Raw genomic sequence first — 26242 nt, forward strand, 5'->3', positions numbered from 1 at the left:
CTGAGACCCATGCTCACCATCAGCCAGCTGGCGGCGTATGCCGGGGTGACAGTGCGGGCGGTACGCCACTACCACAAGATCGGGCTGCTGCCCGAGCCGGGGCGCGACCGGTCCGGGTACCGGATCTACGATGCCGCCGCGGTCGTACGACTGATCCGGATCCGCACCCTGGCCGATGCCGGCGTGCCGCTGGCCAGGGTGCAGGATCTCCTCGACGCCAACCCGGAGGAGTTCGCCGGCGGCGTCCAGGAGATCGACAAGGATCTGCGCGCCGAGGTCCGGCGGCTGCAGGACACCCGCAGCCGACTCGCCCGGCTCGCCACCGGAGAGCACCTGGCGCTCCCGCAGAGCGTGGTGGGCTACCTCGACCGGCTGCGCGGTCTCGGCGTCGGGGAGCGGTACATCGAGCTGGAGCAGGATGCCTGGATCATGATCGCCGCGCAGGTGCCGCACCTGATCGACTCCGTGATTGCCAAGAAGCACGAGGAGCTGGACGACCCCGACATGGTGAGGCTCTACAGCTTCTTCACCGGGGAGCCCGACTGGCTGGCCGGCGATCCACGGATCGTCGAGATCGCCGACATCCTGGAACGCCTGATGATTCGCGCCGTGGAGGCCGGCGAAGTGGGTACCGACGACTTCGACGATCAGTTCGTCGCTCTGATGGACTCGACCATGCTTGAGTCCGCACCAGGTGCCGAACTGGTGTTGGCGATACTGAAGGAGCGTGGCTGGAGGGGCTGGACCCGCATCGAGCGAGTGCCGGCCGACAGGCTCGACACTGAACTGCCCCCACTTTGAATGCAGGTCTGAAGTCTGGTGTGACGTCTGTTCGGGGCCGCTTCTTGTGCCGGCCGGGCGTCAGTCTGCCGTGCGCGTCTTCTTCTCGGGAAACCTCTTGGAGTTCGAGGATCGGAACTTCGAGGTCGGCGATGTGCGTGTCGGCGAAGCGCGGGTTCGACCGGGCGCACTTCCGTCCGGCAGGTCACGCGCGAGGAGTCGATGAGTTTCGCAGGGTTCCTGGCCCGCGGAGACGACGAGTGAAGCGGCAGGACACGCTCGTCAGAGCCCTGCAGATGTACCGGTCGAGGTGGCCCATGCAGGGCGTGCATGAGCCGGGCACGACGGCAGGTCACTGGATCCGAGAGCATGGCGGCGCGACTGCTGTTCCAGAGCACCGATGGAGGTATCCACCGTGTCCGACCTCGACAGCCAGAGTGCCTATTGGGACGCCGCCGCGACGACCAAGACGTTCACGCATCCACTGCACATGCCGTGGCTGGACGGCATCGACCGGGATGCCGCGATCCTGGACTACGGCTGCGGCTACGGCCGGACCATGCAAGCCCTCGAACAGCGGGGCTTCACCGACCTCTTCGGCGTCGACACCTCACCGGGGATGATCTCCCGGGCACGCTCCCTGCATCCCACGATGCGCTTCGCCGTGCTGGACGCACCGCCGATGTTGGCCCACCCGGACGCGAGCATCGACGTGGTCCTCCTCTTCGCGGTGCTGACCTGCATACCCGGCAACGACGCACAGCGACGGCTGGTCGACGAACTCAGCCGTGTTCTCAAGCCGGGCGGAACGCTCTACCTCAGCGACCTGCTGCTCCAGGACGACGAACGCAATCGTGATCGCTATGCCCAGTTCGCGGAACGCTACGGTACCTATGGCGTGTTCGAAACCGGCGACGGCGCAGTCTGCCGCCACCACCCGAGCGACTGGTTCGCCTCGCTGCTTACGGACTTCGAGATCGCCGACACCCGCCGCATCGCCGTCGCCACCATGAACGGGCACGCGGCAAAAGGAGTCCAGATCCTGGCCGGCCGAGAGAGCCTCCGCTGATCCCAACACCTCTCTACGCTCCTCCCCCATTGCTCCAGCGGATGGTGGATGCGGGACTCCTCGGCCGTAAGACCGGACGGGGATTCCACATCCATGACCAGGGCTGAGGGCCTGGTTCGACACGGGCTGAGGGACCCGCACCGCCGACCGGGGTGAGGATCTCGGACGGCGGCACAGGGCAGGGGCGGGAAGCGCGAGTGCACCGCTTCCCGCCCCGGGCCTCTGCAGGTTCACCATCCATCCGCTTCGCGGAGACGGCCGATTGACGGGAGACGGGCAGATACGTGACGATCCCCGGTGGAGGAATTCATGGATGTCAGCACCGAGGTCGCCACGACCGTGTATCCCGGCGAAGCGGCGCTCGCGGTCGTCGATGAGTTCGTGCATCTGCGGCAGATCGCAGCGCGCGAACGCCCTCAAGAGCAGGACGAGTCACAGCCTCGAGCGCTGCGCCGGCGGCTCGCCGAAGACGCCCGCGTGCCGGGCTTTCTCGCCGTGACCGCCCGTATCGGCAGCCGGTTGTGCGGCTTCGGCACCGCGATGCGCTGCGCGGACCCCTATCCCGGACATGCGGCGCTGGACGTCGGGCGGGCGCAGGAGTGGCTCGCCGGTGCGGTGCAGGTCACCGACCTGGTGGTCGCCCCGGTAGCGCGCGGACGCGGCGTCGGCACCCGGCTGCTGGACGTCCTACTGCTGCCCGCCCTGGACGACCGGGCCTGGGCGGCGGTCGACGGCGACGACCGTGTGGCCGTGAACTTCTTCCGTACCCAGGACTGGCGGCAGAGCGTCGTCCCCTCGCCTCGGGACTCCGAGGCCGCGGGTCAGATCGTCTTCTTGGCTCCTCGTCACCCCGCACTCAACACCACACACGAGCTGTCGCCCCGCTGACCTCGGCCGGGAAGGTGCCGCGGGTCACTCTCCCGGCGAGAAGAAGGTCACAGCCGCGCCCTCTACTGCTCCTTTGTCCGTCTCGCCTAACATCCGAGCATGACGGTCTTGCCTGACGACGGGCTCGCGCTGGCCGCCGAGTTCCCCGACGCGACACATGAGCAGTGGCAACACCTGGTGGCCGGAGTGCTGCGCAAGTCGGGCAAGGAGGTCTCGGGCGACACCGCGGAGGATGCCCTGTCCACCGCACTGGAGGACGGGCTCGGCACCCGCCCGCTGTACACCGCACGCGACAGTGTGCCTGCTCCCGGCCTGCCTGGTTTTGCGCCGTTCGTGCGCGGCGGGCGGGCCGAGGGCAACACCGTCGGAGGCTGGGACGTACGCCAGCGGCACACGGCCGTGGGCGACGGCACTGTCCTGACCGACCTGGAGAACGGCGTCACCTCCCTGTGGCTGGTCCTCGGTGAGGGCAGCGGCATCCCGGTGGCTTCGCTCGGCCGGGTGCTCGACGGCGTCTACCTCGACCTGGCTCCTGTGGTCCTCGACGCCGGCGCCGAAGTCGATCTCGCCGCACAGGAGTTGCTGGGGCTCTACCAAGAGAAGGGCGTCGCCGCCGACGCGGCGCGCGGCAACCTGGGCGCCGACCCGCTGGGGTACGAGGCCCGGACCGGGCGGTCGTACGACTTCGCCCCGGTGAGCGGACTGGCACGGCGCTGCGCGGGCACGTACCCGGGACTTCGGGCGCTGACCGTGGACTCGCTGCCGTACCACGAGGCCGGCGGGTCGGCCGGGCAGGAACTGGGGGCCTCTCTGGCCACCGGGGTGGCGTATCTCCGGGAGCTGACGGACGCTGGGTTGAGCGTCGAACAGGCTTGTGCGCAGCTGGAGTTCCGGTACGCGGCGACCGCCGACCAGTTCCTCACGATCGCCAAGCTGCGCGCCGCGCGACGGCTGTGGGCCCGCGTCACCGAGGTGTGCGGGGCGCCGCGGGCGGGCGCACAGATGCAGCACGCGGTGACCTCGCCGGTGATGATGACGCGCCGCGACCCGTGGGTGAACATGCTGCGCACCACCGTGGCCACACTGGCCGCCGGGGTGGGCGGCGCGGACGCCGTCACTGTCCTTCCCTTCGATCAGGAGCTCGGCCTGCCCGACGCGTTCGCGCGGCGCATCGCCCGCAACACCTCCACGATCCTGATCGAGGAGTCCCATCTCTCCCGGGTGATCGACCCGGCGGGCGGCTCCTGGTATGTGGAGCGGCTCACCGACGAGCTCGCCCACGTGGGCTGGGATTTCTTCCGGGACATCGAGCGGGCGGGCGGCCAGGCGACCGCCCTGCGCTCCGGAATGGTCGGGGAACGGCTCGCCGAGACCTGGGCCGTCCGCAAGGCGAAACTCGCCAAGCGCCGCGAATCGGTCACCGGCGTCAGCGAGTTCCCTCACTTGGCCGAGAAGCCCGTCGTCCGCGAGCCTGCGCCCGAGCTGCCCTCCGGGGGCCTGCCGCGCGTCCGGCGCGACGAGGCGTACGAGGCCCTGCGCGCCCGCTCCGACGCCCACCTGGCCGCCACCGGCGCCCGCCCCCGTGTCCATCTGGCCGCCCTGGGCCCGGCCTCCGCGCACACCGCGCGGCTGACCTTCGCCGCGAACCTCTTCCAGGCGGGCGGCATCGAGCCCGTCACCGAGGGCACCTTCGAGGACAGCGGCGCCACGGAGGTCTGCATCTGCTCCAGCGACGCCCTGTACGCGGAGCAGGCCGAGGCGACAGCACGGGAGCTGCGGGCGGCGGGCGCCACTCAGGTGTTCCTCGCCGGCCGTCCCGGGCAGTACGAAGGCGTCGACACCTATGTCTTTGCCGGTTGCGACGCCGTCGCTGTGCTCTCCACCACGCTCGACCGCTTGGGAGTGTCCTGATGTCCGTCCCTTCCATCCCCGACTTCTCCGGGGTCGAGCTGGGGACCCCTGCTCTCGACGGCAGTCCCGAGGCATGGCGTGCGGCCCTCAAGAGGGCGACCGACGGCGACGACCTGTCGTGGGAGACCCCTGAGGGCATCCTCGTCAAGCCCCTCTACACCGGGCAGGACCTGGAGGGCCTGGACTTCCTGGATACCTATCCCGGTATCGCGCCGTACCTGCGCGGCCCGTACCCGACGATGTACGTCAACCAGCCCTGGACGATCCGTCAGTACGCGGGTTTCTCGACCGCCGAGGAGTCCAACGCCTTCTATCGCCGCAACCTCGCGGCCGGCCAGAAGGGCCTGTCGGTCGCCTTCGACCTGCCCACGCACCGGGGTTACGACAGCGACCACCCGCGCGTGACGGGTGACGTCGGCATGGCGGGCGTGGCGATCGACTCGATCTACGACATGCGGCAGCTGTTCGACGGCATCCCGCTGGACAAGATGACCGTGTCGATGACGATGAACGGCGCCGTGCTACCGGTGCTGGCGCTGTACATCGTCGCGGCGGAGGAACAGGGCGTGCCGCCCGAGAAGTTGGCCGGGACCATCCAGAACGACATCCTCAAGGAGTTCATGGTCCGCAACACCTACATCTATCCGCCGAAGCCGTCGATGCGGATCATTTCCGACATCTTCGCCTTCACCTCGCAGCGGATGCCCCGGTACAACTCCATCTCCATCTCCGGCTATCACATCCAGGAGGCGGGTGCGACGGCCGACCTGGAGCTGGCGTACACGCTCGCGGACGGCGTGGAGTACATCCGGGCGGGCCGTGAAGCCGGGCTGGACGTCGATGCGTTCGCGCCTCGGCTCTCCTTCTTCTGGGCGATCGGCATGAACTTCTTCATGGAGATCGCCAAGATGCGCGCGGCCCGGCTGCTGTGGGCGAAGCTGGTCAAGCAGTTCGATCCGGCTAACACCAAGTCCTTGTCCCTGCGCACCCATTCGCAGACCTCCGGCTGGTCGCTGACCGCGCAGGACGTGTTCAACAACGTCACGCGCACCTGCGTCGAGGCGATGGCAGCCACCCAGGGCCACACCCAGTCGCTGCACACCAACGCCCTCGACGAAGCTCTCGCGCTGCCCACCGACTTCTCGGCGCGCATCGCCCGCAACACTCAGCTGCTGATCCAGCAGGAGTCCGGCACCACCCAGGTCATCGACCCCTGGGGCGGCAGCGCCTACGTCGAGAAGCTCACCTACGACCTCGCGCGCCGCGCCTGGCAGCACATCCAGGAGGTCGAGCAGGCGGGTGGCATGGCGCAGGCCATCGACGCCGGCATCCCCAAACTGCGAGTGGAGGAGGCCGCGGCCCGCACCCAGGCCCGCATCGACTCGGGCCGCCAGCCGGTGATCGGCGTGAACAAGTACCGGGTCGAGAACGACGAGGCGATCGAGGTTCTCAAGGTCGACAACTCCTCGGTACGTGCCCAGCAGATCGAGAAGCTACGGCGGCTGCGCGCGGAGCGCGACGAGTCCGTCTGCCAGGACGCCCTGGACGCGCTGACCCGGGCGGCCGGCGGCGAGGGGAACCTGCTGGAGCTGGCGGTGAACGCCGCCCGTGCCAAGGCTACCGTCGGCGAGATCTCCGACGCCCTGGAGAAGGTGTACGGGCGGCACGCGAGCCAGATCCGTACGATCTCCGGCGTGTACCGCAACGAAGCAGGCGCGTCCCCGAACGTGGAGCGCACCCGGGGCCTGGTGACCGCCTTCGAGGAGGCCGAGGGCCGTCGCCCGCGTATCTTGGTCGCCAAGATGGGCCAGGACGGCCACGACCGCGGCCAGAAGGTGATCGCGACCGCCTTCGCCGATCTGGGATTCGACGTGGACGTCGGCCCGCTGTTCCAGACCCCGGCCGAGGTGGCTCGCCAGGCCGTCGAGGCGGACGTGCACATCGTCGGTGTGTCATCGCTGGCCGCCGGACATCTCACCCTCGTACCGGCCCTGAAGGAGGAGCTCGCCGAGGAAGGACGCGAGGACATCATGATCGTGGTCGGCGGAGTGATCCCGCCCCAGGACGTGCCCACGCTGCTGGAGATGGGCGCGGCGGCCGTGTTCCCGCCCGGCACGGTCATCCCGGACGCGGCGTACAGCCTGGTCGCGCGGCTGGCCTCGGACCTCGGTCACGACCTGTAGAGCGCATGGCAGCGATCGATCTCGACACGTATGTGAAGGGCGTCCGCGACGGGAAGCGCGCAATCGTCGCCCGCGCGATCACCCTCGTAGAGTCCACCCGGCCCGCGCACCGGGCCCTGGCGCAGGAGTTGCTCACCGAACTGCTCCCGCACAGCGGCCGGTCCCGACGGATCGGCATCAGCGGGGTGCCCGGGGTGGGCAAGTCGACGTTCATCGACGCCTTCGGCACCATGCTGACCGGACTGGGGCACCGGGTGGCCGTGCTCGCCGTGGACCCGTCCTCCAGCCGGACCGGCGGCTCGATCCTCGGCGACAAGACCCGGATGGAACGCCTGGCCGTCGACCCGTCGGCCTTCGTGCGTCCCTCGCCCACGGCGGGCACGCTGGGCGGGGTCGCCAAGGCGACCCGGGAGTCGATCGTGGTGATGGAGGCAGCCGGCTACGACGTCGTGCTGGTGGAGACGGTCGGCGTCGGCCAGTCCGAGACCGCCGTCGCGAACATGGTGGACTCCTTCTTGCTGCTCACCCTGGCCCGGACCGGCGACCAGCTGCAAGGCATCAAGAAGGGTGTCCTGGAGCTGGCCGACGTGATCGCCGTCAACAAAGCGGACGGTCCCCACGAGCGCGACGCCCGAGCCGCGGCGCGGGAACTGGCGGGCGCGCTCAGGCTGATGCACGGCAAGGACGCCTTCTGGACCCCGCCCGTCCTCAGTTGCAGCGCACGGGAGTCCACCGGCTTGGACACGCTCTGGGAACGGCTGGAGCAGCACCGCACCTTGCTCGACTCCACCGGACGTCTCGTCGGCAAACGCCGCGACCAGCAGATCGACTGGACATGGGCCATGGTCCACGGCGATCTCCTCGACCAGCTCCGTCGTGATCCGGCGGTACGGGCCCTCACCCCCGCCCTCGAACAGCAGGTACGGGACGGCGACCTGACAGCCACGCTGGCGGCCGAGCGCATCCTGGGCGCCTTCCGGACGAACGACGAAGCGGACGGTCCGGCGAAGTGAGATCACCGCACCCGTTCTGACCTGGGCACGGTTCCGGTGCGCGAGGAGTGTGGCCCCTCGTGCTCCCGGGCGGCACGTCACCTGCCCCGCTCCGGCGGGTGACCGACGTCGGCTTCCGATGGGAAAGCGTGCGCAGCGCCGAGAGCGCGCCGGCGGCGCGGGGCGTTCGAGCATCACGTGGGAGTCGGGCACGAAGGTGCCGTCGAAGGTGATCGCGCCGCGGCCGATGGCCTTGCAGCCCGGGTCGACGAACGACTGACGCGAGATGGTCGGATCGTCGAGCGGCACCACGAAGCCGCCGATTCCCTTGGCGCGCTTGCCCGGATCGGTCTGCGCGATGACGGCGGCGACATCGGCGTGCGGGGCCTGGGTGATGGAGGACTTCTCCCCGTACTGCTTCCAGTCGCCCTCGACCCGCTCGGCGCGGCACGTCAGTGCGGAGGCGTCCGAACCGGTGCCGGGTTCGGTGAGCGCGGTACAGCCGATGGCCTCGCCGGAGATGAGCTTGGGCAGCCACTCATCTCGTACCGCGGCCGGCGCGTGTGCGGCGAAGAAGCTGGTCTGCACATTGACGAAGAAGTACGACAGGGCCATGGTCGAGCAGGCGTAGCCGAGTTCCTCGGCGGCGAGCCCGAGGGCGAGCAGGTCCGCGCCCGGTCCGCCGAGTTCCTCCGGCACGGCCAATGCGGTGAGACCCGCGGCAGCCAGCTCCCGCAGCTCCGCGCGAGGGTATTCCGTGCTCGCGGCCCGCTCCAGCTGGCCGGGAGCCACGGCCGACATGATGCGGTCGTAGAGCCGTTCCGTCGAGCGAGCCCTCGCCCTGAATGAGCAGTATCCGGGTCCGAGCACATCGCCGAATTGACAGTTCGTCACGAACCCAGCGGTAGGCGATCACGCCGAAGCCCTGCCCCTGCCGCGCCTGCTGTCACTGGAGCGCAGGGAGGCCTCTTGCTCTTCTAGGGAAGTCCTAAGGTCCGGCTCGGGTGGTCTGAAGCGGCGGCTGGTGTGCTGGCAGCAGCCACCAGAAGGGAGGCGCACGATGCGCCACACATCCGCAGCACTGGCCGCCACTACAGCGCTCGTTCTCACCGTCGGAGCGGGCTCGGCCGTAGCGGCCGGCACGTCCGACGGCAAGGGGGCCGGCAGCACGGGCCATGGCAAGACCGTCGTCCGGTGCTTGCCGGACAAGCCGGTCGGCAAGCTGGAAAACGCTCTCAGGAACGTCAAGATCGCGCTCGGCGCGAACGGCGGCAAGCTCACCGACCAGATCGTGGCGGCCTTCGCCAAGGAGACGGGCATGCCCGTGACCAAGGCGAGGGCGCTGCTGCAGAAGCTCTTCAAGGAGGCGCCGGGCGGTACCAAGCCGGGTGACCCCGGCAGCAAGAGGGACAAGGGCGGTGCCTCCACCTTCAGCGCCGCTGACTTCGCCAAGATCCTCGGTGTGTCGACTGCGAAGGCCAAGTCCGCGCTGGACGCCCTGGAGAAGCTGGCCAACGGCCCGAAGGGGCACATCGACGAGACCAGCCCGGCGTACGCGGCGATCGCCGCCGAGCTCGGGGTGAGCCCGCAGCAGCTCACGGACGCGATCATCCAGCTCAAGAAGGAGACGGCCAAGCCGGCCCCGGGGAAGCCGGGCGAGGACAAGCCGGCTCCCAAGAAGGACGGGAAGTCGAGGAAGGATGGCAGGTCCGGCAAGCCCGGCGCGTGCAAGCCGGGTGAGCCCGGACCGGGCAAGCCGGGCGACGGGAAGCCCGCTCCGGGCACACCCGCGCCCGGGAAGCCCGGGAACGGCAAGGCCGTTGCGCCCTCGCTCGAGTCGAACTGACGTCGCGCCGACAAGCGGTAAGGCACCCTTGCGCCATGCGAGTGCTGGTGGTTGACGACGATGACGCGGTGCGCCGTTCGCTGGCGCGCGCCCTGACCCGGGACGGGTACGAGGTCACGGTCGCGGCGGACGGTACCGCCGCGCTGGAGTCGCTGGCCGCCGGGAGGCTGGACGCGGTGGTGCTGGACATCCTCATGCCGGAACCGAACGGCCTCGAGGTGTGCCGCCGGGTGCGGGCCAGGGGGGACCGCATCCCCATCCTGATGCTCACCGCCCGCGACCTGGTCGCCGACCGGGTCGCGGGCCTCGACGCGGGCGCGGACGACTACCTGGCAAAGCCGTTCGCCCTGGAGGAATTACGTGCCAGGATCCGTGCCCTGCTGCGGCGCAGCGGCGCAGACCAGGAGGTGCTGCGCTTCGCCGACCTGGAGCTGGACACCTCCGCCTGCCGGGCGTCCCGCGGCGGCCGCGTCCTGGAACTGACCAGAACGGAGTACGCGCTGCTCGAGCTCTTCCTGCGCAATCCGCTCCGGGTGCTGAGCCGTACGCTGATCTTCGACTCGGTCTGGGGCTACGACTTCGGGCCGTCGTCCAACGCCCTTTGGGTGTACGTGAGTTACCTGCGGGCCAAGCTGGAGGCGGGCGGCGAGCCGCGGCTCGTCCATACCGTGCGCGGGCTCGGGTACGTGCTGCGGGAGGAGCCGTGAGCCTGCGCAACAGGCTGGCGTCCGCGGGCGCCGCGGTGGTGCTCGCTGCGCTGGTACTGGCCTCGGTGGTGTTGTATCCGGCGCTGAGCGTCAATCTGAACGAGCGCCGCGACGCCGAGTTGGTTTCAGCCGCGGACCAAGCACCGGGGGTGGTGAAAGGCTTCAAGCAGAAGAGCGCGCTGGCGGAGCAGAACGGCGAGGAACCGGACCAGGTCGTCATCCCGACGAAGCCGGTATCTGTCGGCTCCACGACGCTGCAGTTCGTCCTGCCGCCGGTCGCCCAGGGCCCGACGGACGGGTTCGTCGACGTCAGCGACGTGGACGTACAGGTCGCCGAGGGCGCCCACCCCGCGTACTTCCACGACGCTGACTGGGGTGACAGGCACTACCGCATCTACACCACGCAGTTGGCGGACAGCCGCGGCGGCCTGGTGCGCACCTATGTACCGACTGCGGTCGTGCACGGCACTCTGCGGCAGCTTGCGGTGCTGCTCGTCGGGATCACCGCGGGCGGCTGCCTCCTGGCCGCGGTGGCCGGGCGGTTGGCGGCCGGGCGGGTGCTCCGGCCGGTGCGGCGGCTGACCGAGACCGTCGAACACGTCACGACGACACAGGATCTGACAGTCCGTCTGCACGTTAGCGGACGGGACGAAATAGCCCGCCTCACCCGGTCGTTCGCAGCGATGATGGCGGCGCTCGAGGAGTCGGTGGGTGCCCAGCGGCGGCTCGTTGCGGACGCCTCACACGAACTGCGCACTCCACTGACCAGCTTGACCACCAACCTCGAACTGCTCGGCGAGGGCCCGGGCCTGGCCGATCCGCAGGCCCCCGCGCTGCTCGGCGAGGCCCGCGCGCAGGCCGCGGAGCTGACCTCCCTCGTCAACGACCTGGTCGATCTGGGACGTTACGGCAGTGTGCGGACGCACACCGAGGACACCCGACTCGACCTGCTGGCTCGGCGGGCGCTGGACCGGGCGGCGGCGCGTTCGCCGAGGCTGCGGTTCGCCGCGGAACTGACGCCGTGCATGGTGCACGCAGACCCGGACGCGGTGGAGCGGGCGATCGGCAATCTTGTGGACAACGCGGTGAAGTGGAGTCCCGAACAGGGGCAGATCACCGTCTCCACGACCGCGGACGGCACGGTGTCGGTGTGCGACCAGGGGCCCGGAATCCCGGCAGCCGACCTCCCCTTCGTCTTCGACCGCTTCTACCGGTCACCGGCCGCGCGATCACTGCCAGGTTCCGGGCTGGGACTTGCGATCGTCCGGCAGATCGCCGAAACACACGGCGGCGGCGTGGCCGCCGAACCACTGCCACACGGCGTACGACTGCGGCTGTGGCTGCCTCCGGTGAGCCTGGCGACGGATCAGCTGGACGGGCCGGCGGCCCCGCAGGCGGGTTGACAGCGCCCACACGGTCCGCACCGCAGCGTTCTCCTCTGCACAGTTCGTCAGACGCGACCGCGGCCTGGCCAATCTTGCAGGCATCCTGAGCTCAGGACCACCGGCGGCCTTCCCAACGGGAGGCGAACAGGCCGCGGTCGCGGCGACGGAGGAGCCGACGGCAATTGGGCCTCGGCTCACGCCCGACAGCCCCCGCCTACGAGCCCGACCTGCTCACCGGTGCCGCGGTCCACCTCGCTCAGCAGACTGGACTTGCCGACGCCGTTCGCCCCGATCAGGCCGATGCGGTGACCGGGGGAAGCGGTGAGGGAGACGCCGTCGAGGACGCGACGGCCGCCGAGGTCGCGAACGAGGTCGTGGGCGAGCAGAGCGGGGCGGGGCACGAGGTACCGTCCTGGCGTGATCGGTGGTCGGCCCGCCGGGCGCTTGGCCTCGGACGCGGGCCACGTCACACGTCGGCGCCTCACACCGCCGGCGCCCCCGTCACAGCAACGCAACGGTGCTCTCGAGCTCATGAGCCGGTGTTTCGGACAGGGACCGCTGGAAGGCGGATGTGAGTACTTTGCTGCTGGCCAGAAGGTCGGCTGTGGAGCTGTCCGACACAGTCGTCTCGGCCGCCTCGTACATGGACAGCGGTGAGGCGCCGCCCAGGGTCAACAAGGATCGTGATCAAAACCGCTCGCGTGCTGCTGCATCCTGCTCCCCGCCTGCCGTATCCACTGGTCCGGCGGGTCACGGCTGGAGAGCGGCACAATCGACGCCGGCGATGTGCTCACACTTGCGCCTGGCCTCCGTCGACGAACCAGTCGGCGCCGTTGACGAAGCTGGAGGCATCCGAGGCCAGGAACGTCGCCACAGCGGCGATCTCGTCCGGGTCACCGATCCTGCCGAGCGGGATTTCCGAGACGAACTGGTCGAGGTTCGGGCCCACTGCGCCGATGAGGCCCGGGGTCTCGGTAGGACCGGGGCTCAAGACGTTCACCCGGAAGTTGTGTTCTTGTGCGCTGCTTGCCCAGCTACGCACCAGGTTGCGCACTGCCGCCTTCGAGGCCCCATAGACCTCAAGGCCTGGCGCCGTGTGCAGACTGCTGGTCGATCCTGTGACCACGATCGAGGCCCCGCTCGACAGCAAGGGCAGTGCCTTCTGCACGGTGAAGATCGTGCCCTTCACGTTGGTGCCGAAGGTGGCGTCGATGGCCTCCTCGGTGATCTCACCGAGCCGCTCGGGGACAGCGCCACCCGCGTTCGCGACGAGCACGTCGATGCGGCCCGCCTCTCGGCGCACCACCTCGTACAGATGATCGAGGTCCGCCTGCACAGACACATCGGCCCTGACCCCTGTGGCCGACGGTCCGATCTCCGCCACGGCAGCGTCAACGAGCTCCTGCCGCCGGCCGGTGAGGAAGACCCGTGCCCCCTCGGCCGCAAATCGGCGGGCGATGGCGAGACCGATACCGCTGTTCGCCCCAGTGACGACAGCCACCTTGCCCGAGAGTACTTGTGTCATGACCCGGCTACTCCTCAGTTCTTGACTGGTTCGTCCATAACGTTAACCAGTTATGGACGAACCAGTCAAGAAAACGTAGGCTTGTCGCATGGCACGACCTCGCAAGTTCGATGAGCGACAAGTACTGCAGACCGCCCAGGAGCAGTTCTGGTCGGACGGATACGCCGCCACGCGCATGGACGACATCGCCGAGGCCACAGGCCTGGGCAAAGGCAGCTTGTACGGCGCGTTCGGCGGAAAGCAGCAGCTGTTCCACCGCGTGTTCGACGACTACTGCCGCTCCGTCGTCGACGCCACCGCTCAGCAGCTGCACGGCGGCGACCAGGACGCCTATGGGCGGCTGTCCGCTCACATTCACGCGGTGGCGGCGGCAACGGCCGCGGACACCGCCCACCGAGGATGCCTGCTGGCCAAAGGCGCAGCCGAGCTGGCCGAACACGACACCGTCGTCGCCCAGCGGGCACGCCAGACCATCGATGCACTGCACGCACTGCTGCAGGACGACATCGCGGCTTGCCAGCGCAACGGCGACCTCACCCCAGACGCAGATCCGAAACAACTGGCCGGGCTGGTGTTGGCAGTGCTGCGCGGCATCGAGGCACTGGGCAAGGCTGGAGCAAGCAACGAAACACTGGCGGACATAGCAAACACCGCGCTTGCCGTACTCCCCCGCCCGGCACACTGACAGCCCGCCCCGCACGTCGAGCAGCTCTCACACTCGAACGTCACCCGCACCGCCCGGGGGCGCATCCGTCGTCGACGGTGGCAGTGAACAGTTGTTGGCGGCACCTGGTTGGTCATGAACCCGTCTCGTGTACGCGCCGCCCCGCGGCCAGCACCCCACACGTGAACAGGAGGCAGCGGTGACCGCCTCATCTGCCCACGCCGACGGACGAATTGCCGAGCGTCCGCCGCAGCGTCCCTTCCCCTGGCGCGTCGCACTGCTGGTCCTGGCCGTAGGACAACTGGTCAGCCCCTGCGTCAGCCAGATCTACGGCGGCGCGTTCACCACCGCGGATCGCCCCGGAGAACCGCCGATCGTCCCGGTCGGCTGCGGACTTGGAGATGGCGAACAGCGGAGCCAACTGGCGCGGCGTCAAGCTTGTCGGTCAGGGCCGGGGTGCCGTCGTTCTTCAGCATGTCGTCGATACGGCCGTAGCCAGTGGCGGCGGCCAGCGAGGCGGACGCTGTGAGCGGCACAGATGGTGATGTCACCCGACTGCGGTGCTCAGGGTGAGGGTGCCGCCCGTCACGCCGCGTCGGCGAGCCGTTCCAACTGGTCGGCACTCAGCACCACTCCCAACGCCTTCATGTTCTCCGCGAGGTGGGTTGCCGAGCCTGTGCCCGGGATCGGGACCAGATTGGGTGAACGATGCAGGAGCCAAGCCAGCGCCGCCTGAGCCGGGGTGATGCCGAGCTCCGCGGCCACGGCGGCGACCGGGCTGCCGGGGCCGGTGTAGCCTCCCATGGCCACAGGGAAGAACGGCAGGAAAGCGATGCCACGCGCCGCCGTGTGGTCGACAACGTCCTCGTGGTCGCGGGCAGCCAGGTTGTAGAGGTTCTGCACCGCGGCGATCGGGGCGGTACGCCGTGCTTCCTCCAGCTGCTCGACGGTCACCTCGGACAGGCCGATGTGCCGGACCTTGCCCTCCTGCTGCAACTGTGCCAGCGCTCCCACCTGGTCCGCGATGGGATAGGCGGGGTCGAGACGGTGCAGATGCAGCAGGTCGATACGGTCCGTGCGCAGGCGGCGCAGGCTCAGCTCGGCCTGCTGGCGCAGGTAGACAGGGTGGCCGAGCGGCACCCACTCGGTGGGAGAGGGCCGGGTGACGCCGACCTTTGTGGAGACGGCGACCGCGTCGCCGTACGGATGCAGTGCCTCGGCGACCAGTTCCTCGCCCGCACCGAGCGCGTAGGCGTCGGCCGTGTCGACGAGGTTCACGCCGAGTTCTACCGCGCCTCGTAGCAGGGCGATCGCCGCGGCACGATCGGCGGGAGGGTTCCAGATCGGCGCGGACGCACCGCCGGGAGCATCCGGTCCGTCGGCCAGCCGCATGGTGCCGTAGCCGATCCGGCTGACGGGAAGATCGCCGCCGAGGTTGAATGTGGTGCCGGCCGAGGTCGTGGCCGTCTTCGTGTTGTCGTCCGTGTTCGTCATGGCTCAGACGCTATGAGCTGACATTGATGAGAGATTCAAGCCCATGTGAGGTGCATCACCATGAAGATCGGCGAACTGTCGTCCCGGGCAGGCGTCAGCGTCCGGCTGCTGCGCTACTACGAGGAGCAGGGTCTGCTCGTGTCGCAGCGCACGGCGGGCGGTCACCGTTCCTACGACGCGTGCGCACCGGACGTCGTACGCGACATCCGGATGCTGCTGGCGGCGGGCTTGCCCACACGGACGATCCGCGAGGTCCTGCCGTGCGTGGAGAACCGCGGCACGACGGTCGGTGACTGCATGGCCGACCGCCTGCGCGACCGTCTCACCGAGCTGGAGACGCAACTCGCCGACCTGGCCGCCACTCGCGATGCTCTGGCCGCTCTGCTCACCGACTCGGCACGGCTGGCCGCGCTGAACTCCGCGGCCTGATGCCGGCCACAGGCGCGGCACGAGCAGGTCTCGTCCCGCTCCTTCGGAGCGTGATGGGTCCAGATTCGGCAGCGGTCTGCGCGAGTGCCCGGACGGCATGATTGTCAGCGGTGGTGCGCCAGGTGAGCGCCCATGCGAGGGCAAGGGCGTCGTCCGTCCCACGCACGGCATCGGGTCCGATACCAATGAGATCGTCGCAGGTCACGCGCGAACGCCCCGATGGCGTCGCGCCGCGGCAATTCGATGGCGCGCGCGAAACAGTGCGCACACTCTGGTCCCCGTGACAGAACCCAAATTCCGGATTCGGGCACGGACTCCACGGTCACCGTCTACCAGGCATATGCCCCTGAGATTGGCTTGCCAGCGGCCCTGGAGGGACGTTTCCCGGCAGTGTGAAACGGGACCGGATGGCATGGATCACCAAGCCGCGTTCATAGCCTCTCCCCGTGGAAGACCCCGCGCCACGCCGGGCCCCGAATGGGGCTACCGCAGTGGTCGTCGCTGCGGGTGCCGTGCGCGAAGCCGGGTCGGCCGCTGGGGGCCGCCTCACCAGTGACTCTCGGGAACACGGGGATCCGGCTTGCGCTGTGACAGCCACAGGGCGACCGCCTTCGAGATCGGCTGCCCGGTCTCCAGTTCGACGAAGCCGAACTGGCCGCCCTGATTGCACTCCAGGAACCACCAGATGCCTTCCTCGTCCTCGGCGAAGTCGAAGGCAGCGTACGCCAATCCGGCAAGGGCGACGTACTCATGCACCGACTTGCCGATGCGTTCGGGCACCGAGACCACCTCCCAGGCGTGCTCGGTGTCGCCGTAGCGCCCGTCGACCTGGCCGGGCTCGGCCGTCTTCCGCGCGGCGAACATTCTGGCGCCCACGCAGGTCAGACGAATGTCGGCGCGCTTGTGTATGTACCGCTGCAGCAGCGCGGGGCCGGCCGCGACGGCAGAGAAGTCCGCGTCGGGGCCAATGAGAGTGGTGGGCAAGGCCATTGCGGGGTCACCGGGCGGCGGTCCAGAGGCGGACTTCACCACCACGTCTCGGTGCTCCTCGGTGAACTGCTGTGCCAGGCGCGGGGAGGTGGTGAAGACGGTCGGTGGTACGGCGAAGTCGCTTAGGTGAGCGACCCTCAACTGCCATGGTTTCAGGCGGGCCAGGTCGGCGCTGCGCGGATGGTTCATCCATCGTGTGGAGGCGGAGTGGAGCATGCCGAACAGCGCCTGACGGGTCTCGGCGGTCAGCCACGGTGAGGGATGTGCCGCGTGCGCGGCCGGTTCGCCGGGCCTGCGCACCCATACGGAGCGCAGGCCACCCATGCTGAGCACATGCCCGTTCACCGACAGGTGGCCGTCGAAGTCGCCGTGGGCGTAGTCGGCGGACAACACGGCCTTGCCCGGCAGGTCGGCGGGGTCCAGTCGCATCACGGCTGTCCCCATCCCGTCCAGCTTGGCCACCACGATGTCGGCGGTCACGTCCTCTTCGGACGTGAGGATCAGTACGGTCATTTGGTTTCGGGTCGTCAGTCGTCGAAGTGTGTCTGGGAACCGGCGGTGGACGTCGTCGTGCCGACCGCGAGGAGGAGGTCCGGGTCACTGACGGCCGGGCGGCCGTCGGGAAGCACGTTCAGTTGACGCGACTCGTCGAAGTGGTACGGCGTCACCACGGTAGGAAGCCTTCTGGGAAAGGCGTAGTTGAGGGTGAACGGTCGCACTCGAAACCTCCACGGTCAGACAGTCCCTTGCGTGGGGAACACGTAAGGGATTCATTACTTTCTGTCACATCAGGGTGAAGGTCATCACATCGCACGTCGCATCATTCGCAACGCCAGCATCAGCTGCACCAGTTGTATGCACCTTCCCCATGAATCACACATCGGATTGAGCATCTGAAGTGTCACAGGGCCGCCAGGGGTGACTGCTTCCTTACTCTCGGGAGATTCTTGCGGGCCCCTTCGTGTGCAAAACAATGGTCATGCGACTGACGTCGTGCTCATGGTGGCTTGGTGCGACTGACGCGAAAAAGACCGTGAAAACGGCCTAACATGGGTCATCAGCTGTCCCGCGACGGCGAGCTTCCCCACCGAGGTCCGCACGGGGAGGAGTGGTGGCACATCTTCCACTCGCACCACTCCACATTCCGCGCAGCCGGCTTCTCCCCTTCCGGCCGAACGATCGCCGCAGCGACGAGCAGCGACCTCTCCCTGTGGACCCGCAGTACGGACGACCGTCACCGCGACGGCTGGGACATGACCGAGTTCGGGTGGCAGAGCAGAAGGAGATGGAGCTGAGCGTCACAGGTGTGTGGATCGTCGGCGCGGTGCCTGACCAGGAGGTACGGAATTTGCTGAGCGCTTCTGTTCAGAACCCGTCGCCGGCACCAGTGCCCTGTGACGCCGTCGAGATCTCCCGTGACGGCTTCGAATGGGCGTTGAAACACGCCTCTCTCCCACTACGAGCATGCGCTTCACCCCGACCGTGCCACGTGGAAGCGCCAATTGAAGCGGGCTCCAGCCCGGGTGCAATGGGACCCGGAACGCGACCTGTTCCTTCAGCCGCTTCCCCACCGATCGCTCCAGCTCGGCCTCACTGGCGAAGCCGCACATCTCTACGCTGACGAGTAGACCCTCGCCATCACCGACATCACATCACTCGCCCACACCATCCATGCTCGTGTGAAGGACGGAGACCTGGACACTGCGCGGCAACTCATGCCCTGCGAACGGCCCTACACCCTGAACGACGAGGTCCTGGCCCACCTGCACCGATGAGCCATTCGGCCCATGGAGATCCTCTCTTGGTGAGGTGGGTGAGAGGAAAAGCAGGTGCCGACTGACGCGCCGTGCGGGCAGCATGTCTTCATGTCCACCGAAGTCAGCGGGTTGATCGAGTGTCGGCCAGGTGCCCGCCTCTGGGGCCCCGACGACGAGGACTCCGTTTGGCACGCCGCCATCGACCTCTTTCTGCTCAACACTGGAAACGCCTACGACGCCCTCGCCTGCCTCTTCGGCATTCGCAACCACTTCGGCTTCTGCCCTCTGGCCGAAAACCGCGGCTTTCCGAGCGACGCGTCCGAGGGGCTCCAGACCGAGTACACCGCGTACGGCGGATCTCCTGACACCCACGGCACGACATGGATCACATGGGCCGAGCTCGCCTCGACCGACTGGCAGGAAACAGACGGTTCCGGCACGCGAAGCCGAGAATCGGTCGCCGGAGACGAAAGCGGCTGGGGGCCGGTCTGGAGCGTGATGCGGGCACTCAGCGAACTCCATGGAGCGGACCATGTGCGACTCGTCGCCTGGTTCCACTGACCTCGGCTCCGCGGCGAAGTGCCGCTTGCCCAGCGGGAGACAGGTGTGACCGAACACGACGTCATCCTCAACGAACTTGCCCAGGGGCTCCGCCCGATGTCACAGGGCATCGCATGGTTCGACGCACTCGCCCCAGAGGAGCAGTCCGAGGCGCTGCTGTTTCTGCGCCACCACTGTGTCCAGGCACGCACTGTCGCCGAGGACGGAACAGAGGGCATCCGCCGTGCCGGTCTGCGCCCGACGCACACCCCGGCGGTGCTGATCACACGTGGTCGGATCGACGATCAACTGGGGAAGATCGCCTCTCTCACTCCTCGCGACGAACGCAGGAAGGCGTTCCGACTGCTGGTCGCGGTGCTGGCGATCGCCGACGGACGACGCCGCGAACGCTACTGCTCGAACGGGTGTGGTCACTGGTGGCACAGGCTGTCCGCCGCTGACTGACCCCTGCGTCGGCACCTGCGCCCGGCTGGGCTCCCGTATCAGGCGTGCACCTAGCCCGACGGACCGGCGGCAGCATTGAGTCACTGCCGCGGCAGCGCGGCCAATTCACGTGAAGGTCACCTGCATCCCGCCCTCGGTCAGTACTTCGATCACCAGGGCGACCAGGTCATACTGCTCGCCCTCCGGCGCCAGGACGCGGGACAGGTGCTCGCGCGCAGTCGCAGCGTCCCGCCAGACCAAGGTTGCCGGGGCGGTGTAGCCGAAGTTGCCGCGCAGACAGTCCACGAGGGCGTCCGGGCAGCCGCCGAAGTAGCCGCCCGGCCCGTTGACGGCCTCGCCGAGTGCCAGGTAGAGGCCCGGTTCGTCCGTGATGTGGCGGCCGTCCAGCTCGTACGCGTGTCCGGCCTGCCGGTCCTGGTGTTTGAGCCGGCAGCCCCGCTCCCGGACGAGGTCGAGCCAAGCCCCACGCTGACGGGTATCGAGCTCGGTCCAAGCGCCAGGGGCCTCCGGCGGGCCGGCGAGCCAGCGTTCCCACACGGAGAGGGCGTATGTCGGCACGGGTGCGAGGGATCCGTCGAGTTCCAGATCAATCAGGCCCGTCCCATGGGAGGACGGCTGCCACGCGCGGACTTTGGGGTGCAGCAGCCGGTCCGTGAGTGGCTCGCCCCGGTCGTCCCGTATCTCCAGCCAGGCCTCCTCCAGGTCCAGTGCGCGCCGGGTGCCCGTCGTCAGTGCCCGCTGTAGCCGATCGCTCGGGGCGAGCCCCCGCAGGATGAGGGGAGGCTCTGCTTCCTCGGACGGCAGGACGCGGGCGAACTCCCGGCAGGAGCCCAGCCACCGGTACCCGTCGTGCAGTCGGACAGGACCCCGGTGTCCCTCGGGCGGCCCCAGATAGTCATCCAGACCGGTGAGTACGAGACCGTCCGTACCCGGGTGCCGCCCGAGGCTCTCCGCGTCCTCCAGCAGCCAGGCATCGAGGGCCTTGTCCTCCGGCACCAGCCACACCCGGCTGCCGACCCAGCCGCGCACCTCGGCTCCGTCCGGAACCCAGCCCAACAGTTCGTACGTTTCGCGCCGGGGCTCCCTCAACAATCCCTCAGCCTCGGTGCAGACGCCCCAGACATGGCCGCTTCCTGTGTCCGTCAGCGTGTACCGTCCCTGCCCGCGATGGTCCCTGTCCAGATGCACGGTGGGAATCATGCCTAGATCAGGTGTCGCTCGTGAAGTTCTTTTCGTGGTCGGTCGGGATGACTCGAGGCTCGACCGGGACGGGTGCTCGACTGGTTCGTCGACGCGGCCCTGATGGTTGTGGTCGAAGCGCCTGCAGTGCTTCGACCACCGCTACGTTCGGAGAAGCGGCATGGCCGGTGCAAGGAACGCATAATCTTGGGCCTGTTGGGGAGATCCGTCGATCGTCGGGGAAGCGATGACAACGGAGCGCGTCAGAAAGAGACGCCTGCGGCAGGTGCGGGCCGTCTGGCAGGTACCGGGGACCCCGGGCAGGACGCACGACGCCGTGGGCGGTTGGTGCACGACAGGACTTGTGGTCCGAGGGCGTCCGGACGGGCTGCACGGATACGACCTGGAGACCGGTGAGCCCCGCTGGTCCTGGATCGCTCCCGACCGCAGGCTGTTGCTCGCCATGAGCCGCACAGCCGCGAGCGGGGTGGGCCTGGCTGTCCACGCCGACGAGAACGGCCCGGGCGAGTGGGCCGCCGACAGCGCCGTCACCGCTGTCAGCACCGAAGACGGCAACGCCCTGTGGTCCGTTCCCTACGACTTCAGCAACGAGCCCTGGCGCTACGACTACGACCGCTTCGCCGGCGCCATCGCCCTTACCCCGGACCGGGCCGTCGTCCTGGCACAGGGAAGCCCCACGGCTTACGCGCTGCGCAGCGGGAAAGCCGTCTGGCCGCCCATAGCACCCTTGAAGGGTGACGGCCGGCTTGCGGTCTGCGGGGACGCCATCGTCCAGACCGGGCTCGCCGACGGCCACGTCACGGTCCGATGTCTCGACGCCTCCGAGGGCACCGTCCGCTGGGACGTCAGGCTGCCCACCGATGGTCCCGTCGGGGAGGTCCACGTGCTGCATGAGAATCCCCTCGCCGTCCTCTGCCTGGGAAAGGGGCGCCGTGCCGAGGAGATACTGATGGTCCTCGACGGTGAGGACGGGCGGCCGACCGCCCGGATACCGGTCCAGGGCCTGCACGGTGAGCTGCGCGTCCAGTCTCCCTACGGGCTGCTGGACGACCACCCGGTGGCGGCCGTCCAGGACTTGCTGGTCGCCATGGTCCGTCCTCCCGGTACCTACGGGGACCATCTGACCGCGTTCGCCCTCGATGGTGGCACGCCGCGTTGGACATGGCGTTCCAAGGGAACGATCAGCAGCGTCTTTGCGCTCGGCGAAAACGTCGTGGCGGTGAGCAAGTGGGAATCCTCCGAGGGACCGGACGGCTCCGTCCATGTTCACCAGCTCGACGGCGCCACCGGAGCGGTGATGACGGTGCGCCGGCTTCATGGATACCAAGCCGGAATGCGCGGCCGGTATTACCTCGATGAAGACCGGCGCCTCGTCCGCATTGCCCGCTGGGGCGAGGGGACTTGGCATCCGGTGCAGATGTTCCGGCTGCGCTGACAGGGCAACCCCCAGCTGCGAACAGCACGGTGTCGATCTCGACCTGAACGACCGGCCCGCATGCGAGATGGTCCAGGCATCCGACACCGTCGGCCTGTTCCAGCCAGGGCGCCCCGATCAGCAGGTGATCTGCGGCCCGCCAGTATCGGGCGGGGGCGGCCCGGCACGCATGTCCGGAAAGCCCGCGGTGCCATGACCTCCCGGACGGGACGGCGACGCGTCAGCGCTTCAGGTGCCCCAGTACGGATGCCACTGCTTGTTCCACGGCCCGGCGCGCCGGCTCGGTGTGGTCGATCGTCTCGAAGCCGTGGTGGCCGAGCGGTACGTCGACGACTTCGACATCGGCGTCGCATTCCTTGGCAACGGCGAGGAACTCCGCGACGGTCACCGCGATCTCCGCACGCTCCAGTTCCACCCGGGTCAGCACGATCGGCAGCCGGCCGGTGGTACGCACCTCGACCGCCGGGCGGAACCGGGAGTCGACGAGTCCCCAGTTCGGCAGTGGCGCGAGGATCGGATAGGTCGCCGCCACACACCGCAACCAGGGTGGCGGCGCCCCCAGCCACGGCGCCGAGAGCAGCCCGCCGGCGGAGAAGAACCACAGCGCCACACGGTCTTCGTCGACGCGCGGATCGGCCCGTACGAGAGCAACCGCTTCGGCTATGTCCTCGGAGGCGCGCCCGTAGTCGGCGAGATCATGCAGCCGGTGGTCCACCGTCACGCCTACGGCACCCTCGCCCGCGACGTACTGGGCGTAGCCGACGAAGCCCGGCCAGTCCCGTGGAGTCGGCCGCACGTCGGGGTGGACCGGGCCGCCGTGGACGAACACCACCGCCGGCCGGGGGCCCTCGTCCTCCAAGAGATCGTCCGGGAGGTGGAGGTCGACCCGCCCCACCCGATCGCGAGGCCGTTTTGGCACATCGATCAGGAAGGGCCGCAGATGCCCCGGCTGTTCGCTCACCGCCGCGGACACCCGGTGCCCCTCTCCCGCGGCGGCCCGGAGCAGAACGTCCGCCACCTCGTCGGCCTGGGAGAGCATCGGCCAGTGCCCGGTCTCGAGTTCGAAGAAGCTCACCCGGGGGTCGGTCAGCGCCTGGAAGCGGGGGTCCCCCAGACCCACCAGGCCCTCGACCGTCGCGATGCTCGAACCGTTCGCGACGCACAGGACGCCCGTCGCCGGCAGCCTGGAGACCGCTCCCGACAGCCGCAGCGGCTCAGTGAGCGTCCCGGCCGGCTGGGGCACAGCGTTGTCCGTCAGCCGGGCCAGCATCCCGGGCGTGAGTCCGACGACACTCCCCCAGCGCTGCCATTCATCGAGAGGCGGTGCCGGGACCCGCCAGTCGTCCCCGGCGGCTGCCGCCGGGGACGACAACCGGTTGCGGGTCACCTCGTCGGGCAGCAGGGTGAGTGCCTGGTCGCCGTCCTGAGGCATACCGGCGTCCAGGTGGACGATCCGCGCGATCCGCTCCGGGCGCCGGTCGGCCGCGCCGAGTACCGGGTGAATGCCGTAGCAGTGACCCACCAACACCACCTCCGGCTCCTCTACTTGGTCGATCAGCCGCAGCAGATCGCGGACATGCGTCTCCAGGTCCGTGTCAGGTCCCGCCGCAGGGGCCCGTTCACCCATGCCGGTGAGGGTCACCGGGTACGCCTGGGCCCCCGACTCCCGCAGCCGGTCGGCCACCTCCTGCCATATCCACCCGCCTGTGTGGGCGCCCGCCACCAGGATGAATGCCGTCATCGCCGTCTCCTCGCGCACGCTGGTCCGCGGGGCCGGCCGTACCGGTGCTCCGCGCTGGCCGGTACGGTAGGAACTCCCCCTGAGGGAGGTTCAAGTCGTGTCGCCCGAGAGCATGTTGAGCATCGGGGAGCTCGCCGAGCGCGCGGGCGTCACCGTCAAGACCGTCCGCTTCTATTCCGACCGCGGCCTGTTGCCCGAGGGCGCCAGGAGTTCTGGGGGGCACCGCCGTTACGGCCCCGAGGCGCTCGAACGACTGCATCTGATCCGCTCTCTGCGCACCCTCGATCTGCCTGTCCCCCAGGTGGGCCGGGTCCTCGACGAGGAGGACACGCTGGAGGACGTCGTCGCGGGGCGGCTACGGGAGATCAGCGCGCGGCTGACCACCCTGCGCTGGCAGGAGGCCGCCCTACAACTGCTCCAGGACTGTGCCCCCGACGAACGCGCCGCGCGGCTGCGGCTGATCGGCTCCGTGGCCGTCCCGCCCAGCACCGCCCCGCTGGCACGGTTCTGGCGACGCTGGCTGCCGCCCAGGCTCCCGGCCCGGCTGGTCTCCGCCATCGTCGAAGAGGCGGTCCCACAGCTCCCCGAAGGCCCGACACCGGCACAGGTGCTGGCCTTCACACGGCTGCACGCCTTCGTCAGCGCCCCCTGCCCCGGCACAGGCCGCCAGGGCCAGCCCGCCGCGCACGGACCAGACGGTGGACGCCCGGCCGTGCTCTACGACGGTCTCCGCGAGGCGTACGGACTGGCGGCCGAGCAGCTGCGCGCGGACCGGCCCCCTCACGAGGGCGAGGCACTCGACTGCTTCGTCTCCGCCTATGCCCGTTCACGCAGTACGCGGGACACTCCCGGCTTCCGACGCCGACTCGGCAGGCTGCTGGCCGCCGACCCTCGTATCGACCACTACTGGACACTCACCGCCGAACTCAACGGCCCCTCGCAACCGACCCCGGGCGCCACCCACAACTGGCTGTGCTCAGCGCTGGACAGCTCGACGACCCACCTGGCCGGCTGAACCCCATGAGCCGCGTTCGCTACGCACTTTCAGCGTTGCCCGGCCGGCATCAGTGAGGCGAACGGTTGTCACACACCCTGACGCGGCGGCACTTGTGCCATCGGCTGCGGAGGTGTGCGACAGGCTCGACAGCTCATTGGATCAGGTCGGTGTGCGGGTGCTCGGGCGAGATCGGGCAGACGTAGAGCTGCATGTTGTCGGTGCTGCCTACTTCTACCCTGGTCGGCTGCGCAGGGGCCTGGCCGGCGTAATGACTGTCGCCGTAGGCGGCGGCTCGGTCTTCGTACGGCGCCCAGCCCCGTTTCTCACCACCGTCCCATTCGAAGGACGCGATGGTCAGCAGCGGGACCATCTGCACATCGCAGACACCGCAATGTCGGGGATTCGGGTCGGTGCGGCCCCACGGAGGCCAGCCACCCACCTTCCAGCCGGGGGAGTCAGCCAGATTGCCGTTGTAGAACTCCGCCGGATAGTCCGCGTACGAGCTGTCCACGCCGACGTCGGCTGCCTGCCACCTGCTCCAGTCCTCCACCATCAGCCGCATCTCCAGGCTCAGATCGAGGCTGTTGGGATACTCGGTGATGGCTTCTGGTGCCAGCAGACACGGCTCCGGCAGATATCCCTGCCAGTTCACCTCATATGGTTCCGGCGGTGTGGCGAGGACGTCGCCGACCTCCGCGGCGGACCGCCAGAACAGTGCGCTCGACGGCTTGTGATCCGGATCGTGGTCGTAGGGGCACCAGAGAATCTGGAGCAGATCGGTCTGTCCGGGCGGCCGCAACAGGGGTATGTCGCGCAGATACAGCTGGGCCACGGGCAGCATGGGGACCGGGCACTCCGCGGGCCGCGGAGGGCCTGCGTCGAGTCGCTCCGCGAGCATTGCGGCGTTCCGCTCCTTGATCGCCTCCTCCTCCCGCGTCAACGCGGGACCATGGGGATCATGGTGCTGCCGGGCCACCACGCGCCTCATGAGCCGCACTTCTGCCGGTGACTCACGGAATCCGCTGTCCACGTGCGCGCCTTCGCAGTGCGGCCACGGCTCCTCAGCCGGCCACAGCAACGGCCCCCCGACCGAGCTCTCCCCCGTCGAAGGCGACCCGGGACGAGGATGCAGCCGGATCGCAGGACGCGCCAACGGAGCCAGCTCAGGAAAGATCGCAGTCACGTCCACGGGCCGCGGCGGAGTAGTACGTACGAGAACCATGCCGATGATCCTGCCACCAGCA

Annotated in this window: 22 protein-coding genes and 6 pseudogenes; 19 read left to right on the forward strand and 9 right to left on the reverse strand. The window is 68.9% G+C overall.

Going from position 1 to position 26242, the window contains the following annotated elements:
* Window positions 1–9 precede the first annotated feature (9 nt).
* From ACSYGO_RS00380 to meaB, 7 genes and pseudogenes are all read left to right on the forward strand, one after another.
* A complete protein-coding gene (locus ACSYGO_RS00380) occupies window positions 10–801 on the forward strand; it encodes a MerR family transcriptional regulator (protein WP_460385375.1) in 792 nt (263 codons plus the stop codon).
* Window positions 802–1195: 394 nt separating this feature from the next.
* Complete coding sequence (locus ACSYGO_RS00385; RefSeq protein ID WP_460385376.1) at window positions 1196–1849, forward strand: class I SAM-dependent methyltransferase; 654 nt, start codon at window positions 1196–1198, stop codon at window positions 1847–1849.
* Between the two features lie 8 nt (window positions 1850–1857).
* A pseudogene (locus tag ACSYGO_RS00390) lies at window positions 1858–1956 on the forward strand (3-hydroxyacyl-CoA dehydrogenase family protein); the annotation flags it as partial.
* Between the two features lie 202 nt (window positions 1957–2158).
* Window positions 2159–2737 (forward strand): GNAT family N-acetyltransferase, encoded by a 579-nt coding sequence (locus tag ACSYGO_RS00395; protein WP_460385377.1) that lies wholly within the window; start codon window positions 2159–2161, stop codon window positions 2735–2737.
* A gap of 99 nt (window positions 2738–2836) precedes the next feature.
* Window positions 2837–4648, forward strand: a complete 1812-nt coding sequence (locus ACSYGO_RS00400) for a methylmalonyl-CoA mutase family protein (protein WP_460385378.1) — start codon at window positions 2837–2839, stop codon at window positions 4646–4648.
* On the forward strand, window positions 4648–6831 hold the full coding sequence (gene scpA / locus ACSYGO_RS00405; RefSeq protein WP_460385379.1) for a methylmalonyl-CoA mutase: 2184 nt from the start codon (window positions 4648–4650) through the stop codon (window positions 6829–6831). The genes ACSYGO_RS00400 and scpA overlap by 1 nt, the downstream gene beginning before the upstream one ends.
* 5 nt (window positions 6832–6836) lie before the next feature.
* Window positions 6837–7844, forward strand: a complete 1008-nt coding sequence (gene meaB / locus ACSYGO_RS00410) for a methylmalonyl Co-A mutase-associated GTPase MeaB (protein ID WP_460385380.1) — start codon at window positions 6837–6839, stop codon at window positions 7842–7844.
* Between the two features lie 261 nt (window positions 7845–8105).
* On the opposite strand, the pseudogene ACSYGO_RS00415 reads toward meaB, so the two are convergent.
* Window positions 8106–8624, reverse strand: a pseudogene (locus ACSYGO_RS00415) (acyl-CoA dehydrogenase family protein); the annotation flags it as partial.
* 259 nt (window positions 8625–8883) lie between these two features.
* Here ACSYGO_RS00415 and ACSYGO_RS00420 point away from each other — a divergent pair.
* From ACSYGO_RS00420 to ACSYGO_RS00430, 3 genes are read left to right on the forward strand one after another with little or no spacing between them, the layout of a single operon-like run.
* Window positions 8884–9669: a hypothetical protein gene (locus ACSYGO_RS00420; RefSeq protein ID WP_460385381.1), complete on the forward strand. Its 786-nt coding sequence runs from the start codon at window positions 8884–8886 to the stop codon at window positions 9667–9669.
* A 35-nt stretch (window positions 9670–9704) separates the two neighbouring features.
* Window positions 9705–10376 carry a response regulator transcription factor gene (locus ACSYGO_RS00425; RefSeq protein WP_432173658.1) on the forward strand — a complete coding sequence of 224 codons (672 nt, stop codon included), beginning with the start codon at window positions 9705–9707 and terminating at the stop codon, window positions 10374–10376.
* The gene (locus tag ACSYGO_RS00430) at window positions 10373–11779 is read left to right on the forward strand and encodes a sensor histidine kinase (protein ID WP_460385382.1); all 1407 of its coding nucleotides are present in this window, start codon (window positions 10373–10375) and stop codon (window positions 11777–11779) included. The genes ACSYGO_RS00425 and ACSYGO_RS00430 overlap by 4 nt, the downstream gene beginning before the upstream one ends.
* 239 nt (window positions 11780–12018) lie before the next feature.
* On the opposite strand, the pseudogene ACSYGO_RS00435 reads toward ACSYGO_RS00430, so the two are convergent.
* Window positions 12019–12162: pseudogene (locus tag ACSYGO_RS00435) on the reverse strand (ATP-binding cassette domain-containing protein); the annotation flags it as partial.
* A gap of 389 nt (window positions 12163–12551) precedes the next feature.
* Window positions 12552–13286, reverse strand: a complete 735-nt coding sequence (locus ACSYGO_RS00440) for an SDR family NAD(P)-dependent oxidoreductase (protein WP_432173660.1) — start codon at window positions 13284–13286, stop codon at window positions 12552–12554.
* Between the two features lie 88 nt (window positions 13287–13374).
* Here ACSYGO_RS00440 and ACSYGO_RS00445 point away from each other — a divergent pair, with 88 nt between their 5' ends.
* Window positions 13375–13971: a TetR/AcrR family transcriptional regulator gene (locus tag ACSYGO_RS00445; RefSeq protein WP_426682016.1), complete on the forward strand. Its 597-nt coding sequence runs from the start codon at window positions 13375–13377 to the stop codon at window positions 13969–13971.
* Between the two features lie 564 nt (window positions 13972–14535).
* On the opposite strand, the gene ACSYGO_RS00450 is transcribed toward ACSYGO_RS00445, so the two are convergent.
* Window positions 14536–15444 carry an aldo/keto reductase gene (locus ACSYGO_RS00450; protein WP_460385384.1) on the reverse strand — a complete coding sequence of 303 codons (909 nt, stop codon included), beginning with the start codon at window positions 15442–15444 and terminating at the stop codon, window positions 14536–14538.
* Window positions 15445–15504: 60 nt separating this feature from the next.
* Between ACSYGO_RS00450 and ACSYGO_RS00455 the strand changes: the two genes are divergently transcribed.
* Both ACSYGO_RS00455 and ACSYGO_RS00460 read left to right on the forward strand, forming a co-directional pair.
* Window positions 15505–15873: a MerR family transcriptional regulator gene (locus ACSYGO_RS00455; RefSeq protein WP_426682018.1), complete on the forward strand. Its 369-nt coding sequence runs from the start codon at window positions 15505–15507 to the stop codon at window positions 15871–15873.
* 280 nt (window positions 15874–16153) lie between these two features.
* Window positions 16154–16292: pseudogene (locus ACSYGO_RS00460) on the forward strand (DUF4291 family protein); the annotation flags it as partial.
* 127 nt (window positions 16293–16419) lie between these two features.
* On the opposite strand, the gene ACSYGO_RS00465 reads toward ACSYGO_RS00460, so the two are convergent.
* Both ACSYGO_RS00465 and tgmA read right to left on the reverse strand, forming a co-directional pair.
* The gene (locus ACSYGO_RS00465) at window positions 16420–17376 is read right to left on the reverse strand and encodes an MvdC/MvdD family ATP grasp protein (RefSeq protein ID WP_432173663.1); all 957 of its coding nucleotides are present in this window, start codon (window positions 17374–17376) and stop codon (window positions 16420–16422) included.
* A 14-nt stretch (window positions 17377–17390) separates the two neighbouring features.
* Window positions 17391–17582: a putative ATP-grasp-modified RiPP gene (gene tgmA, locus ACSYGO_RS00470; protein ID WP_359503301.1), complete on the reverse strand. Its 192-nt coding sequence runs from the start codon at window positions 17580–17582 to the stop codon at window positions 17391–17393.
* 342 nt (window positions 17583–17924) lie between these two features.
* Between tgmA and ACSYGO_RS00475 the strand changes: the two are divergent.
* The 4 genes and pseudogenes from ACSYGO_RS00475 to ACSYGO_RS00490 form a co-directional block, all read left to right on the forward strand.
* A pseudogene (locus tag ACSYGO_RS00475) lies at window positions 17925–18158 on the forward strand (hypothetical protein); the annotation flags it as partial.
* 104 nt (window positions 18159–18262) lie between these two features.
* Window positions 18263–18638 (forward strand): annotated as a pseudogene (locus tag ACSYGO_RS00480) (DUF4291 family protein); the annotation flags it as partial.
* 90 nt (window positions 18639–18728) lie between these two features.
* The gene (locus ACSYGO_RS00485; RefSeq protein WP_432173664.1) at window positions 18729–19181 is read left to right on the forward strand and encodes a hypothetical protein; all 453 of its coding nucleotides are present in this window, start codon (window positions 18729–18731) and stop codon (window positions 19179–19181) included.
* A gap of 45 nt (window positions 19182–19226) precedes the next feature.
* On the forward strand, window positions 19227–19625 hold the full coding sequence (locus tag ACSYGO_RS00490) for a DUF5958 family protein (RefSeq protein WP_460385385.1): 399 nt from the start codon (window positions 19227–19229) through the stop codon (window positions 19623–19625).
* Window positions 19626–19730: 105 nt separating this feature from the next.
* On the opposite strand, the gene ACSYGO_RS00495 is transcribed toward ACSYGO_RS00490, so the two are convergent.
* Window positions 19731–20825 (reverse strand): barstar family protein, encoded by a 1095-nt coding sequence (locus ACSYGO_RS00495; RefSeq protein WP_426682022.1) that lies wholly within the window; start codon window positions 20823–20825, stop codon window positions 19731–19733.
* Window positions 20826–21051: 226 nt separating this feature from the next.
* Here ACSYGO_RS00495 and ACSYGO_RS00500 point away from each other — a divergent pair, with 226 nt between their 5' ends.
* Window positions 21052–22260 (forward strand): outer membrane protein assembly factor BamB family protein, encoded by a 1209-nt coding sequence (locus ACSYGO_RS00500; protein WP_460385386.1) that lies wholly within the window; start codon window positions 21052–21054, stop codon window positions 22258–22260.
* 220 nt (window positions 22261–22480) lie between these two features.
* On the opposite strand, the gene ACSYGO_RS00505 is transcribed toward ACSYGO_RS00500, so the two are convergent.
* The gene (locus tag ACSYGO_RS00505; RefSeq protein ID WP_426682024.1) at window positions 22481–24001 is read right to left on the reverse strand and encodes an alpha/beta hydrolase; all 1521 of its coding nucleotides are present in this window, start codon (window positions 23999–24001) and stop codon (window positions 22481–22483) included.
* A gap of 112 nt (window positions 24002–24113) precedes the next feature.
* On the opposite strand from ACSYGO_RS00505, the gene ACSYGO_RS00510 reads away from it, so the two are divergent.
* Complete coding sequence (locus tag ACSYGO_RS00510; protein ID WP_460389655.1) at window positions 24114–25016, forward strand: helix-turn-helix domain-containing protein; 903 nt, start codon at window positions 24114–24116, stop codon at window positions 25014–25016.
* Window positions 25017–25149: 133 nt separating this feature from the next.
* Here ACSYGO_RS00510 and ACSYGO_RS00515 read toward each other — a convergent pair whose 3' ends face one another.
* The gene (locus tag ACSYGO_RS00515) at window positions 25150–26220 is read right to left on the reverse strand and encodes a hypothetical protein (RefSeq protein WP_460385387.1); all 1071 of its coding nucleotides are present in this window, start codon (window positions 26218–26220) and stop codon (window positions 25150–25152) included.
* Window positions 26221–26242: the final 22 nt, after the last annotated feature.

Source organism: Streptomyces krungchingensis (genome assembly GCF_054729265.1).